Source organism: Chryseobacterium ureilyticum, assembly GCF_900156735.1.
Lineage (GTDB): Bacteria > Bacteroidota > Bacteroidia > Flavobacteriales > Weeksellaceae > Chryseobacterium > Chryseobacterium ureilyticum.
In genome coordinates, this window is the sequence record NZ_FTOL01000004.1 from 93,045 (window position 1) to 106,867 (window position 13,823).

The 13,823-nt window shown below is 35.9% G+C and carries 16 protein-coding genes; 9 read left to right on the forward strand and 7 right to left on the reverse strand.

The window, feature by feature from the left end; all coding sequences use genetic code 11:
• Positions 1 to 157: 157 nt before the first annotated feature.
• Entirely contained in the window at positions 158 to 571 is a 414-nt protein-coding gene (locus BW983_RS13010; protein WP_076552645.1) for a hypothetical protein, read from the forward strand.
• Positions 572 to 651: 80 nt separating this feature from the next.
• Here the strand turns inward: BW983_RS13010 and BW983_RS13015 are convergent, their stop codons facing one another.
• Positions 652 to 1,065: a hypothetical protein gene (locus BW983_RS13015; protein WP_076552354.1), complete on the reverse strand. Its 414-nt coding sequence runs from the start codon at positions 1,063 to 1,065 to the stop codon at positions 652 to 654.
• Between the two features lie 331 nt (positions 1,066 to 1,396).
• Between BW983_RS13015 and BW983_RS13020 the strand changes: the two genes are divergently transcribed.
• From BW983_RS13020 to BW983_RS13030, 3 genes are all read left to right on the forward strand, one after another.
• A complete protein-coding gene (locus BW983_RS13020; protein ID WP_076552355.1) occupies positions 1,397 to 1,996 on the forward strand; it encodes a Crp/Fnr family transcriptional regulator in 600 nt (199 codons plus the stop codon).
• A gap of 65 nt (positions 1,997 to 2,061) precedes the next feature.
• Positions 2,062 to 2,682, forward strand: coding sequence for a hypothetical protein (locus BW983_RS13025; RefSeq protein WP_076552356.1), 621 nt, complete (start codon positions 2,062 to 2,064; stop codon positions 2,680 to 2,682).
• Positions 2,683 to 2,694: 12 nt separating this feature from the next.
• Positions 2,695 to 3,096, forward strand: coding sequence for a DoxX family protein (locus tag BW983_RS13030; protein ID WP_076552357.1), 402 nt, complete (start codon positions 2,695 to 2,697; stop codon positions 3,094 to 3,096).
• 168 nt (positions 3,097 to 3,264) lie between these two features.
• On the opposite strand, the gene BW983_RS13035 is transcribed toward BW983_RS13030, so the two are convergent.
• Entirely contained in the window at positions 3,265 to 4,131 is an 867-nt protein-coding gene (locus BW983_RS13035) for a helix-turn-helix domain-containing protein (RefSeq protein ID WP_076552358.1), read from the reverse strand.
• Between the two features lie 320 nt (positions 4,132 to 4,451).
• On the opposite strand from BW983_RS13035, the gene moaA reads away from it, so the two are divergent.
• The 5 genes from moaA to BW983_RS13060 all read left to right on the forward strand — a co-directional run bounded on the left by moaA (position 4,452) and on the right by BW983_RS13060 (position 9,144).
• Positions 4,452 to 5,441 (forward strand): GTP 3',8-cyclase MoaA, encoded by a 990-nt coding sequence (gene moaA / locus BW983_RS13040; RefSeq protein WP_076552359.1) that lies wholly within the window; start codon positions 4,452 to 4,454, stop codon positions 5,439 to 5,441.
• Positions 5,442 to 5,443: 2 nt separating this feature from the next.
• Entirely contained in the window at positions 5,444 to 6,646 is a 1,203-nt protein-coding gene (locus BW983_RS13045; RefSeq protein ID WP_084184476.1) for a molybdopterin molybdotransferase MoeA, read from the forward strand.
• Positions 6,647 to 6,815: 169 nt separating this feature from the next.
• Positions 6,816 to 7,292: a cyclic pyranopterin monophosphate synthase MoaC gene (gene moaC / locus BW983_RS13050; RefSeq protein ID WP_076552360.1), complete on the forward strand. Its 477-nt coding sequence runs from the start codon at positions 6,816 to 6,818 to the stop codon at positions 7,290 to 7,292.
• Entirely contained in the window at positions 7,273 to 7,878 is a 606-nt protein-coding gene (locus BW983_RS13055; RefSeq protein WP_076552647.1) for an NTP transferase domain-containing protein, read from the forward strand. The genes moaC and BW983_RS13055 overlap by 20 nt, the downstream gene beginning before the upstream one ends.
• 225 nt (positions 7,879 to 8,103) lie before the next feature.
• A complete protein-coding gene (locus tag BW983_RS13060) occupies positions 8,104 to 9,144 on the forward strand; it encodes a HesA/MoeB/ThiF family protein (protein WP_076552361.1) in 1,041 nt (346 codons plus the stop codon).
• Positions 9,145 to 9,164: 20 nt separating this feature from the next.
• Here the strand turns inward: BW983_RS13060 and BW983_RS13065 are convergent, their stop codons facing one another.
• From BW983_RS13065 to BW983_RS13085, 5 genes are read right to left on the reverse strand one after another with little or no spacing between them, the layout of a single operon-like run.
• Positions 9,165 to 9,374 (reverse strand): hypervirulence associated TUDOR domain-containing protein, encoded by a 210-nt coding sequence (locus tag BW983_RS13065; protein ID WP_076552648.1) that lies wholly within the window; start codon positions 9,372 to 9,374, stop codon positions 9,165 to 9,167.
• A 49-nt stretch (positions 9,375 to 9,423) separates the two neighbouring features.
• Entirely contained in the window at positions 9,424 to 9,960 is a 537-nt protein-coding gene (locus BW983_RS13070) for a DUF488 domain-containing protein (protein WP_076552362.1), read from the reverse strand.
• A 7-nt stretch (positions 9,961 to 9,967) separates the two neighbouring features.
• Positions 9,968 to 10,885: a bestrophin family protein gene (locus BW983_RS13075; RefSeq protein ID WP_076552363.1), complete on the reverse strand. Its 918-nt coding sequence runs from the start codon at positions 10,883 to 10,885 to the stop codon at positions 9,968 to 9,970.
• A gap of 28 nt (positions 10,886 to 10,913) precedes the next feature.
• Positions 10,914 to 11,399 carry a molybdopterin-dependent oxidoreductase gene (locus tag BW983_RS13080; protein WP_076552364.1) on the reverse strand — a complete coding sequence of 162 codons (486 nt, stop codon included), beginning with the start codon at positions 11,397 to 11,399 and terminating at the stop codon, positions 10,914 to 10,916.
• An 18-nt stretch (positions 11,400 to 11,417) separates the two neighbouring features.
• Entirely contained in the window at positions 11,418 to 13,811 is a 2,394-nt protein-coding gene (locus BW983_RS13085) for an FdhF/YdeP family oxidoreductase (RefSeq protein WP_076552365.1), read from the reverse strand.
• Positions 13,812 to 13,823 lie beyond the last annotated feature (12 nt).

Here is a 13,823-nt window from a genome sequence, read left to right on the forward strand (position 1 = left end):
GGAGAAAACGCCTCCATCCTTCTATTTTAACACATTATTAATTATTTATACTGAAAGTTTAACCTAAACTTCATTAAAACACTGTACAACAATACAATGCAAGGCATAATATTTGATGGTTATATACTTCCATATCATCATTAAAAATCAAAATATTATGAACGTAGCAGATCTTAAAATCAAAAACTTAGTCGAGTACGAAAATCAGATTTATACGATCACTGAAATTTTTCACAGTATAGAGCAGGCATATTTTGTTCAAATTGAAAATGATATTCAAAGTATTTCAGTTCCGGCAGATTCTATAAAACCTATTAAAATAACGGAAGAATGGCTTGAAAAATTAGGGTTTTCTAAAACGTATACCTCCGATCAGAGAATACGATATGAAAGACCGGAAAACTTTATAAAGTATGATATTGATTTAAGCTCCCGAAAGATTCTGGAAGGACTTAAACTTTATGGTAATGCCATAAAATGTAAATATATCCATGAATTCCAGAACATTTTTTCATGTTTATTCGGCAAAGAACCTGTATTACATTATGGTTATCTTAAAACAGAATCGTAGTTAAATAGTTCTTAGTTGTAAAAAGCCACAGTTTATCATGTAAACTGTGGCTTTCTTTAAATTATTATTGTGTGGTATTCTTAACTTTTGAACACGATTTTATTTGCTAATTTTAGCACGTAGCTTTTCTTCACTTTTGTTAAAGTATATTGTCCTTTCTTATAAATAACAGCTTTTTTAGTAGCTTCTTTCTCCAATATAAGGCTTCCGTGAGCAGCTGGTAAAAACAATTCAGCCTGATTATCATCCTGACTAAAAATCACTACAGCATTTGACTTGTATGATTTTTTAGTATCTGTATCTTTTAACTGTACTTTTTCCTCAAACAATCTTACACAATCATTTTTTAGCACAGAGAAACTATATCCTGCAGAACCTTTACAACCGTGTTCGTCTTTATCAGAACCGGCACCTTTGGGAGTAAGCTGTGCAAAAGCACTAGTAGAAAACATTACGACAGTCATCGCTGTAAGGAGGAACTTTGCGTTTTTCATAGTATTTATTATTTAAAGTTGATCTTTAATATAAGAAGGATAAATAGTTGTGTTTTTTAAATTTCTGTACAATCCGATACCATTAACAACTAATAAATTTTTCTTCATTTTAGCAAAAGTAACATTTATATGTTAAAGTAAGCCAATAACTTGAATATTTATTCATAATATCGAGAAATATCTATAATGTTTTGTACATCGAAAAGCAATATAATTGTAAATTTCAGCTATTTGATTTATCAATGTTCCCAACCTATTTGCCATAATATTTGCGTAAATTTGATCTCTTTATGCCATCAATATACAATACAGGCAGTACTACAGCTTCATTATGGACACAGATATCATTATTTCACAACTGACAGAACATTTTCAGGAAATCGTTCCTTTAAAAGAAGAAGAAATTGCCCTTGTCATCCAAAAACTGGAATTTATTCAGCTTAAAAAGAAAGAATATCTGCTTTATGAAGGACAGATTTCAAGACATATGCGTTTCATTGCCAAAGGAAGTTTGTATGCTTATTATATTGATGAAAAAGGTAAAGAAAACATCACTCAGCTTGGTATTGAAAACTGGTGGGTAAATGATTTGTACAGCTATTTGAGTGAGCTGCCTTCAAGGATGTTCATTCAAGCCAATGAAAATACTGTTATCGTACAGATCAGTAAAACGAATCTTGAGCTTCTGTACAAAGAAGTTCCTGCCATTTCTGAATTCTGGCGCCTGAAAATGCAGTCGGCATACGTTACTTTACAGGAAAGAACATTTGAGCATTCAAGAGTAGATGCATATACAAAATACAGAAGTTTTGTAACTGCTTACCGTAATATCGAACAACGTTTTCCTCAATACATGATTGCTTCTTATCTGGGAATCACTGTAGAATACCTGAGTTATTTAAGAAAAAAACACCTGTCTGACGTTTCTTAAGATATCTTAAGTTTATTCCTTTCCAGCCTGAATAATTTTGCTCACACAATTTTAATGAGTGAAATATGAAGGCAAAAATCATCGCAATAACAGCTCTCGCATCGGCATCTCTAAGTCTGAATGCGCAGAAGCTTACCTATACTCCGGATCTTGTTTTAGGACACCGTTCCTATACCTATATGCATAATGTCAATTATTATTTCAATGATCGGATAAAACTCAACAACCTCACATTATTCGATACAGAATATACCAAAGATAAAGAAAACATATTCTTCATAAGAAATACCCTTGCTTACAATCTTACTAAAAAATTTAGTGTAAATGCTGCGTTTGGGATGAAAAATCCAGGAGCATTCTTCAGTGCTTATGTACAATACCGAATTGCAAAACCCACCTACTCTATTTCTTATTCTATCGGAACTACTTATCAGAAAGGATTTTCCCTTGAGCAGTCCGTCTCATTAGAATACATGCCTTATCTGAAAGAAGACTTACAAGGATATTTCAGTGTACTGGCTATAGGAAATATTGATAACAGCGGATATCCGAGAGGATTACAGTTTGCAAGATTAGGTGTAAAACAAGATAAAATGATGTACGGAATTGCTTCCAATTTTGATCAATTCAATAACGGAAAAAAGACCCTTGAAAATATCGGGGCATTTGTAAAATATAACTTTTAAATATTATAAGAAATGAAAAAGAACATTGATTTAGGAATGTTAATCAGCAGAATCGCCATTGGATTTCCAATGTCAGTTTATGGAGTAAACAAGTTGATCCACGGAATCGGATTTATTGAAGATATGATGACAATGCATGGGTTACCTTCATTCTTCGCGTATGGTGTATTTGCTGGTGAAATCATTGCACCCATTATGCTGATGACAGGTTTCAGGACACGTCTTGCAGGGTTGATTTTTGCAGCAAATTGTTTCACAGCAACTATTCTGGCTCAGACTTCCAATATTTTTAAGCTTAATGAATTTGGCGGCTGGGCGTTAGAATTACTTGTTATCTACATGTTAGTGGCGATCAGTTTTTTCTTTACCGGAGCTGGGAAATATGCAGTTTCTACTACCAATAAATGGGATTAAATCTTTGTATTTGAAAACGCAAAGACACTATTTTTTTCAACTGTTTTTAAGGTGTTAAGAGTTTTATCTGTGATAAAATTTGAATACCGTTATTTTTCTCTCGTAGGTCAAGGTTATGAAGATGCTTATGAATGAGTATCTGCGAGAGAATTATAATTGCTACAATTACTATGAAGAAATTTCATTTGAATGTTCAAGTTTCTTTCTGTAGTTTTTAGGCGTCTCCCCAGTTTTGGTTCTGAAAAGATAGGAAAAGTGAGAAAAGTTCTGAAATCCAAGCTCAAAAGCAATCTCTTTAATGGATTTATCCGAACTGTGAAGTAGATTTTTCGCTTCAAGAATGATTCTTTCTTTGATGAACTCCAATGGGGAAATTTTATATTGTTTTCTACAGATCACCCCCAGATAGTTTGGTGTAATGCATAATTCATTAGCATAAAAAGAAACATTTTTCTGATTCTTATAATTCTTATCTACAAGCATATGAAAACGGAAAGCTAGGTTATCCGGCGTACTCAGTGCTTTATCTCCGTAAGCATGCTCTACCCATAAATTGATGATCAGGGCAAGAAGACGCACCCTCGCATTAATCAGTTCCGGGAATACCACATCAGCAGCTATTTCCTTTCGAATAGCATTAAATTCAAGGCTGAATCTGTGATACGTTTCATCATCAGGCTGTATCATTTCATATTTGCTGTAAGAAGAAAAAGTAAACTTCAGCGTGGGTGAAAAAGTCTTTAAAATAGCATCATTGATAATAAGCCTTCTTCCGACTGTATTGGGTGCAAGGTCCCATTTATACTCTCTTTTGGGAAGATGGATGAATAATTGATGAGCTTTAAGATTATACTGATCAAGTCCGGTGATGCATTTTCCGCCATCACATTCGTCCAATAAAATAATGGTAAAACAGTTATCCGGGAAGAAATTTAATGATGCCGCGCTTACCTCATCCTGAAAAACGACATCTATTCCTCTGTTGAATACCTCTTCAACCGAGTTTTTATTAATCAATTCTTTATCTATAATCATACAAATCTTTTTTCAATACAAGTCTATACTAATTTATAAAAATACCTGAAGTATCAGGGCATTTTAAAAGCATGCAAAGATACGTTCTTCTTCCCCATTCGTAAATATCAAAAACCGTGACAGGAATATCATCTTTTCACTCAGTTCATCATAAAGAACACTATAAAAAAACTGCACAAAAAACCTTTCAACCCTCTTTATTACTGAATTTTAAGGCATATTATATGATTTTAAAAAGCTTGATTTTCATTATTGAGTTTTTTGGCATATCGGTAAAACAATAAGTATATTTGTGTAAGGATCTTTTTCCTTTTTGAAGCATGTTAACAGATAAATTCGGAAGACATATCAATTATTTAAGGCTTGCTGTTGTAGACCGATGCAACCTCCGATGTACCTATTGTATGCCGGAGAACGGACTTCCGTGGATTAAGCAGAATGATTTGATGACGGATGAAGAAATGCTGAAAATATGTTCCGTTTTTACAGATCTTGGAGTTGATAAGATCAGAATAACAGGCGGTGAACCTTTTGTAAGAAAAAACTGCATCAGCCTTATTGAAAATATATCAAAACTTAATGGGTTTACTGACCTCAGCTTAACCACAAATGGGCTTCTGACCGAGCAATACATCCCACAGCTCAAAGCATTCGGAGTAAAATCTGTAAACCTCAGCCTTGATACGTTGGATGAAGAACGTTTTTTCAAAATAACCCGCAGAAAAAGCTTTGATAAGGTAATGAAGACACTGGAAAGCTTATTGAAACATCAGATCAAAGTGAAGATTAACACAGTTGTCATGGAAGATCAGAATACAGAAGATATAATTCCTTTGGTTCAGCTTACCAAAGAACTTCCGGTAGATGTACGGTTTATTGAAGAAATGCCTTTCAATGGAAACAATAATGCTGAAATAGTTCCAAAATGGAATTTCCCACAGATTTATAATCATATCAAAGATCATTTCCCTGATATAGAGAAACTGAAAGATCCTAAGAGCTCCACATCATACAATTATAAAATACCAGGTTTTACCGGAAATATCGGAATCATTGCAGCTTATACCCGTTCATTCTGCGGGGATTGCAACAGAATACGAATTACTCCTTCAGGTATATTAAGAACCTGTCTGTATGAAGGTGGCGGCATTAATTTAAAAGAGAAAATCCGGTCTGGAGCAACAGACGAAGAACTTAAAAATATAATCATCAACAGTATACATCACAAACCCAAAGACGGATGGGAAGCTGAAAAACAAACTATGAACGCTTCAGAAATTCATCAGTCTATGGCAACAATTGGAGGATAATTATGGAAATGATCACGGTACAACAAGCAGAAGACATTATACTTTCCCAAACCCAAAATTTTGGAAAAGAAGAAATCTCATATAATCATGCATTAGGGCGAGTTCTGGCAGAGAATCTTAATGCAGACCGCGACCTTCCTCCTTTTGACCGACCTACAGTAGACGGAATAGCAATCCATTATGATACTTATGAAAAAGGAGTCCGTTCTTTTACAGTGAAAGCAATACAGTCTGCCGGAGAACCTTCTATCTCAATTGATTCTGAAGAAGAATGTATTGAAATCATGACCGGAGCAGCTTTAGATCATTCAGTAGATACTGTTATTCGTTATGAAGATATTTCAATAAACGAAGGTATTGCCACAATAAATATTGATATTAAAAAAGGACAGAATATTCATCTGAGAGGAAGGGATAAAAAAGAAGGTGAAGTTCTGGTAAATGCCAATCAAATCATTACTCCTGCTATTATTGGAATAGCTTCATCTATCGGAAAAACTTTAATTTTAGTAAACAAACTGCCTAAAATTGTAATTATTTCCACCGGAGACGAAATGGTAAGCCCTGAATCTGTTCCAAGTCCGTATCAGTTAAGGCGCTCCAACGGAATTACCATACAATCGGTTGTAAAGAAATATAATATCGAAGCCGATACTCTTCATCTTAATGATGATTATGAAGAGATAAAAAAAGAACTTTCCCGCTGTATCAATCAATATGATGTTCTACTTATGAGTGGCGGAGTGTCTATGGGAAAATTTGATTATCTGCCTAAAGTCTGTGAAGAACTCGGAATAGAAAAACTTTTTCATAAAATAAAACAAAGACCTGGAAAACCTTTCTGGTTTGGTAAAAATAAAGATCAGAAGCTTGTTTTTGCATTTCCAGGAAATCCTGTTTCTGTATTCATGTGCCTGCACAGATATTTTATTCCCTGGCTGGAAAAATCGTTGGAGATTTCCGGAGTTTCGCCTATGTTCGCTGTTTTACAGAATGATATTGATTTTCCTTTTGCTCTTCAGTATTTTGCACAAGTAAAACTTGGAGTCAATGAATTGGGGCAGATTACTGCAGAATCAGTGAATACAAATGGTTCAGGGGATTTTTCTCACCTTGCTGATACAAATGCTTTTATAGAGCTTCCTTTGGAACAGAATAGTTTTAAAAAAGGTGAGGTTTATAAAGTATGGAAATATAATGATTGAAGTAAATGCCACGAATGCACGAATTTATTTAAATACTTTTAATATTCTATGTTCCTATGTGGTAAAAAAAATTAAAACGCATAGAAACATAGGCTTTTCTGGCTCTAATTAAAAATATTCGTGCAGTCGTGGCAAAAACAAATCATATTTGTGTTTAAAAAAATAAAATATGTCAGAATTTACCCATCTAAATAAAAACGGTGAACCCGCCATTGTAGACGTTGGCGGGAAAAAAGTTGCTCACAGAAAAGCAGTTGCTCAAGCTGTCATTTCTCTACCTGAAACTGTATTGAAAGCATTACAACAAGATGATTTTAATACTAAAAAAGGTTCAGTATTTCAGATTGCCATCATTGCTGGAATTATGGGTGCCAAGAAAACAAGTGAATTGATTCCGCTTTGTCATCCTATAGGACTTGATAATTGTAATGTACAGATCAAATTGAATGACCATAACGACATTGTGATTGAATGCACGGCTAGCATTGAAGCCAAAACCGGAGTGGAAATGGAAGCCCTTACCGGAGCCTCAGTAGCCGCATTGACTATTTATGATATGTGTAAAGCTTTGAGCCATGATATTGTAATCAAAGAAATTAAATTAATAGAAAAATCAGGTGGAAAAAATGATTTCAGAAGAGCTTAATACAATTCCTGCGATCAACGGACTGGTACTGGCGGGCGGGAAAAGCGTAAGAATGGGACAGGCAAAAGATCTTCTTCACTGGCATGGTAAGGAGCAACGTTATTTTGCAGCTGATCTTCTCGCTCCTTTTTGTGATGAGGTTTTTATTTCATGCAGACAGGATCAGCTGGATAATTTTGACCCTAATTATAATGCACTTACCGATACATTCCTGAATATGGGACCTTTTGGAGGAATTCTTTCTGCTTTGCGTGCCCAAAGAGATAAAGCATGGCTGGTAGTAGCATGTGATCTGCCGCTTTTGGATCAGAAATCTCTGGAATTTTTATTGCAGTCACGAGATCCGGAAAGAGCAGCTACCACTTACGAAAGTCCTTTTGATGGCTTGCCTGAGCCTTTGATTACCATTTGGGAACCGAAAAGTTATCCTTTACTTCTGAATTTTTTAGGAAGCGGAAATACATGTCCGCGAAAAGTACTGATCAATAGTGATACCCTTATTTTAAAACCCGATAATCCGGAAGCTTTAATGAATGTGAATACTCCGGAGGAAGCGGAAAAAGCACAACAGATTCTGAAACGCTGATGCAAAGAACTACAAGAGTTTTATACTTAGTTGTTGGAAATCGTAAAGACTCATTTTTTTATCTTCTAAATGTTTTTTAATACAAAATATTTTATCTGCAATAAAATTATAATAGCCACGGATTTACGAATAATATAGTTGAAATATTTAAAAATAAGACCGCTTCAACTTGAGTAATCGGGTGAGAATCTTATCTATTAATAGAGAAAAATAAAAGAAACAGTTATGAATACATCATTTGAACGTTATCAGTGTCAGATTGCTTTACCTGGTTTTGGTATCTCTTCTCAGGAAATGCTTAAAAACGCTAAGGTTCTTATTGTAGGAATGGGAGGACTTGGCTGTCCTTCAGCACAATATCTGGCATCATCGGGTGTAGGAACCATTGGTCTTGTAGATGATGATATTGTTTCTTTAAGTAATCTTCACCGTCAGATTCTATACAATCCGGAAGATGTGGGAGCTTTTAAAGTAGAAGTTGCAGCCAAAAGATTACAGCAGCAGAATCCGTCTGTTTCTATTATTCCTTATCAGCAAAGGGTTTCTTCTTCCAATGTCATGGAATTGATCTCAGAATTTGATCTGATCATAGAAGGAACTGATAATTTTGAAACTAAATGTTTACTGAATGACGCTTGTGTCCTTGCAGGAAAACCTCTTGTTTATGGAGCTATTTATCAACATGAAGGGCAGGTAAGCATCTGGAATGCTTTACAAAAAGATGGTTCTTACGCTCCTCATTATCGTGACGTTTTTCCTAATGCAGAAGAGTCACAGGTTCCAAACTGCCGGGAAGGTGGTGTAATTCCTACTCTTGCAGGAATTGTAGGATGTATGCAGGCTAATGAAGCGATAAAATACCTGACCAGATCAGAAGAAACGTTAGCCGGAAAATTATGGATGATAAACGTAATGAATGGCAAAACCCAAATCATTAAACTCAGAAAAACAGCTGTAAAAATTACTTCACTACCGCAAACTGTACAGCTTATTACTTTTGAAGAACTTACAAAGGATCAAACACTGTTTGAAATCATCGATGTACGTACGGGAGAAGAACATAGAAATTTCAATATTGGTGGAAAAAATATTCCATTGGAGGAGTTACAGGATCATTTTTCTTCCATTTCGTTGGCGTCAAACCCTATTGTCATTTACTGTCAATCCGGAAAACGAAGCATGGAAGCTGTAAAAAAGATAAGAAGTATTTTTCCGGAAAAGGAAGTTTTTTCTTTGAAAAATGGTATTAACGGAATTAAATCATAAGAAGAAAGCTGCTATTGCTTTTATATCTTGGTGAGTGCTGATTCTTTATGGGCTGCGATATGATCAGATTTATCACTTTTAATTTCATACTGTGGGCTGTCTTCACTGGCATGATGAGTATATCCTTTATAATCAAAATCTTTTGTATGAATCTTGATGATTGTTCCTGAAACTCTGCCCGCTTCTGAATTCCAGCTTACTTTATCTCCTGTTTTAAATTTTGGTTTCATATTAGCTTTTCTATGATTTTGAATGTTTTTATTGGACCACAAAAGTTTTTCAATCAAATAAGCTTTCATCGGAATAAAAAACATGCCCATCTCTGATTCTTGCTGGTGAAGTGTATGGATGTTCTTCCACTTTTCTAATATTCATAATGTGTTCTACCTTCCAGCCTTTTGCTTTAAGATAATCTGAAATCATAGACCTGTGACAACGCCACCATACTGCTTCTGAACACATAAACGCTGTGGTTTTCTGTCTGGCAATCGTCTCAAGTTGCTCAACCGCTCTGGTAAATCCTGCTGTTTGCATATAATCGGCATATCCACGGAAAGATTCGTTTTTCCAACGACTGTTTACAGAATTTGGCTGAACTTTTCTCCTCCCACCCAATTCTTCCATATGAATATAATCAATGTGGTGTTCCGGCAATACTTTTTCCAGATTATCTTTACTAAACCACGGATATTTCTTTGAACCCGGAAATCTTCTGACATCTGCAAGCATTTTAATATCAAATGAATTCAGCATTTCAATAAATTCATCCAACGAGTGAACAGAATGTCCAATGGTATAAATAACCGGCTTTTCCATCACATTCCTAATCTATTATATTATGTGTTACTTTTTGAGAAACTTTGATCTTTTCTCCTGCCATCTCATGAATAGTTTCGTCAATCATCACACACATACTGTTCAACGCGAGATCATTGGCTTCTGTTCCAAAAGGTTCTTCAATTTCATCCGCAATCGCTTCAAATGCTACAAATGTATAGGCTACAAAGACTACAATAAGGGGGGTAAACCATCTCAATGAATCTACCAAACCAAAAGGCAGCAGAAAACAGTAAATATAAACGGTACGATGTAATAAAACCCTGTAGCTGTAAGGAATCGGGGTGGAAATAATTCTTTCGCAACCTCCTACAATATCAGAAAGCTTATCAAAATTTTCATCGAAACGAGCCTGTTGGATAGTGTCTATACTTCCTTCATCTTTTGCCTGTTGTACCCAGTCTGCCAATAGTTTCATAATGACAGCAGGTTTGTATTTTGATGCTGAAACAATTTTCAGTTGATTTTCATTAAGTCTTTCTTTTAAGTCATCATAAGCATCTGTTCCTCTCAACTGATGTTTTAAAGCAAAAATAAAAGCCGCCAGCAACTGGATAAATTCATGAACGGAGAGACTGCTGTTCTGTACATTTTTTAAGGTTAAAGCCTGACGGGTTAATGATCGTGCTGTATTCAGTAAAGCGCCCCATAATTTACGCCCTTCCCAAAATCTTTCATAGCTGGCATTATTCCTGAATCCTAAAAATAAAGCAAGAACAAACCCGAATAATGTTAATGGTGCCGGATTAAGTGGAACTTTAAAAGAAAAGATCATTCCCCGCAGGTACACGACCCCCAATGCTAAAATAAAAAGTAAAAAAAGGCGTGGCAACAGCCTCGGCAAAACTGAGCCGTGCCAGACAAAAAGCATTTTGAACCAATGTTCCTTCTTCCTTATAATCATAGTGTTTTTGTAAAGCTTTTACTGCAATTTATTTTTTAATCTGTCCTATTACTAAAGATTCCAGTTGATAAGAGCTGCGTGCCGGTTTTTTCTCGCCTTCTGCAATGATTCGGAGTGGTCCTTTTGATTCCGGCAATGGTTTTCCGTCAATAGTATCTGCCACAATTACATTTTTGTCAGCAATAGAAGCATCCAGCTCCGCCAATGAGAATAAAACCTGATATCCGTCTTTGCATTTTACCAACAGATATTTTGTCATATTTTCTCCATGAAGCTCTTTACCTGAAGGGGCTCCTGCTTTTGCGAGAATATCCTGAACTGAAACGCCTGTATAAACATGAATGCTTCCGTCCTTATCTTTTAATGATGCTTCTTTCCTTAGCATTTTTGATAGATCAGTCAAACTTAGTTCTAGTGGTTTTGGAACATCACCACTTACTTTAAGTTTAAAATCTGACTGGCAAAAAGCCCAGCCGGACACAAGCAATAGCGTTATAGGCAGTATTTTTTTCATATACAAAATTAAGAATAATTATGGTCTTTGAATAGCTCCCTGATAAAGCATTTCGTCTACTTTTTTATACACTTCAGGGTCATGCTTTTTGATTTTGATTTTAACATACTTGGAAGCAGGCATATTGCTTTCTTTTACTACATTATTTACAGATACCAAAACATTGGTTTCCGGGAAATAGGTAACTGTATTTTTTTCCGGGATCTGATAGGAAACAATGATAAATAACGGTGCTACTCTTTCGATTCCATCATCATAATTGTAAAGGTCTACTCTATCTCCTGCTTTAAATCCTGCTTTATCAATATCTATCTGGTTCATGAATATCACACGACGCTCATTTTTAATTCCACGATAACGATCATCCAACCCGTAAATAGTTGTATTAAACTGATCATGGGTACGTGTGGTTGCCATCATATATTCATCGGAAGCAAGGGTATTATCAGGTATTTCTGTTAATGTAAATGGTGCACGTCCGCCTAATTCTTTGGAAAAGCTTTGTTCGTCTCTCGCTGGGTTGGGAAGATAGAATCCTCCTTTTTGTCTGACGCGAACATTATAATCTGTGAATCCTGGAATACACTGCTCGATGTCATCTCTTACGGCATCATAACTATCGTGATAACGTTGCCAATTTATAACAGAACGTTCTCCCAGCGTTGCCATAGCCATACGACAAACAATTTGAGTCTCATTGATCAGATTATCCGATACAGCATCCAGCATTCCTTTTGAACTCTGAACAACTCCCATTGAATTTTCAGTGGTGACGATCTGTATTTCTCCGTTTACAATATCTTTATCACTTCTGCCATACGTTGGAAGAATTAATGCTTCTTTACCATGTACAAGGTGTCCCCTGTTTAACTTTGTGGAAACGCATACCAAAAGTTTGAGCTTTCTGAGTGCATTTGCTGTATAGGTAGTGTCCGGTGTTGCAGAAAGGAAATTTCCTCCCATGCAGAACATCATTTTTATTTTTTCTTCATGAATAGCTTTTATAGCACGTACTACATCATATCCATGTTTGCGGGGTACTTTGAAACCATAGAAATTTTCAAGACGGTTAAGTTGTTCATCTGTAGGTTTTTCGTCAATCAGCATTGTTCTGTTTCCCTGCACGTTACTGTGACCACGTACAGGGCAGACTCCAGCTCCTGGTTTTCCGATACTTCCTTTCAATAAAAGAATATTAAGGATTTCACGAATCATATCTACTCCGTTCGGTTGTTGGGTAAGCCCCATTCCCCAACTGACGATAATACGTTTTTTAAAGGCAATCATTTCCACTGCTTGTTGCAATGCTTCTTTAGAAACTCCTGAAAGTTCAGCCAGTTCCTCCAGTTTGTAGTCATCAAACTGCTTCATGAAGTCTTCGTATCCTACTGTTTTGTTTTGAATAAATTCTTCATCAAAAACTTTACCCGGATTTTTCTTTTCAAATTCAATCAACAGAAGTTCCAAAGCTTTAAGTAAAGCCATATCTCCATTGATTTTTACAGGTAAATAAAGGTCTGCCAATTGTACACCGCCTGTAATGACTTCTCTTACACTCTGAGGATTAATAAAGCCCATCAATCCTGCTTCAGGCAAGGGATTAATGGCAATAATTTTAGCCCCGTTCTTCTTTCCTTTTGCCAAAGCGCTCATCATTCTTGGGGCATTGGTTCCAGGGTTTTGTCCGATAATTATAATCACTTCAGCGTCATAAAAATCTTCCAACGTTACTGTTCCTTTACCAATTCCAATGGTTGGGCGTAAGGCAGATCCTGAGGTTTCATGACACATATTGGAACAGTCAGGCATATTATTGGTTCCAAATTCTTTAGCAAATAATTGATACACAAAGGATGCTTCATTACTTGTTCGTCCCGAAGTATAAAAAGCTGCCTCATCAGGAGATTCTAAAGCATTGAAATGTTCGGCTATTTTTTTGAAAACATTATCCCAGCTAATTGGTTCATAGTGGGTAGCACCGGGAGCCAGGTACATGGGATCTGTAAGTCTTCCCATTTTCCCGATCTGATAATCATCTAACTTAGCAAGATCGTATACCGAATTCTGTTTGAAAAATTCAGGGGTTACACGTTTTGTTGTTGCTTCTTCGGCTAGCGCTTTTGCTCCGTTTTCACAATATTCTCCAAGAACAGAACGCTCGTCATCAGGATCAGGCCAGGCACAACTCGGACAGTCGAAGCCTCCCATCTGGTTCATTTTGAACAGGGCTCTCATACCTCTGATAGGCGCTTTTTCTTCAAATAAATCACTAAAAGCAGCCATTACAGCAGGAACTCCCGCAGCAGCTTTTTCAACATGTGTCAGCTTAAGATCAAGTAACGTAAAAGGATTTTCCGCATTAGGTTCTTTGTGGATTTTTTCTTCTACTCTCTTTTTGTTATTTTCTTCCATAGCCTTTGATTT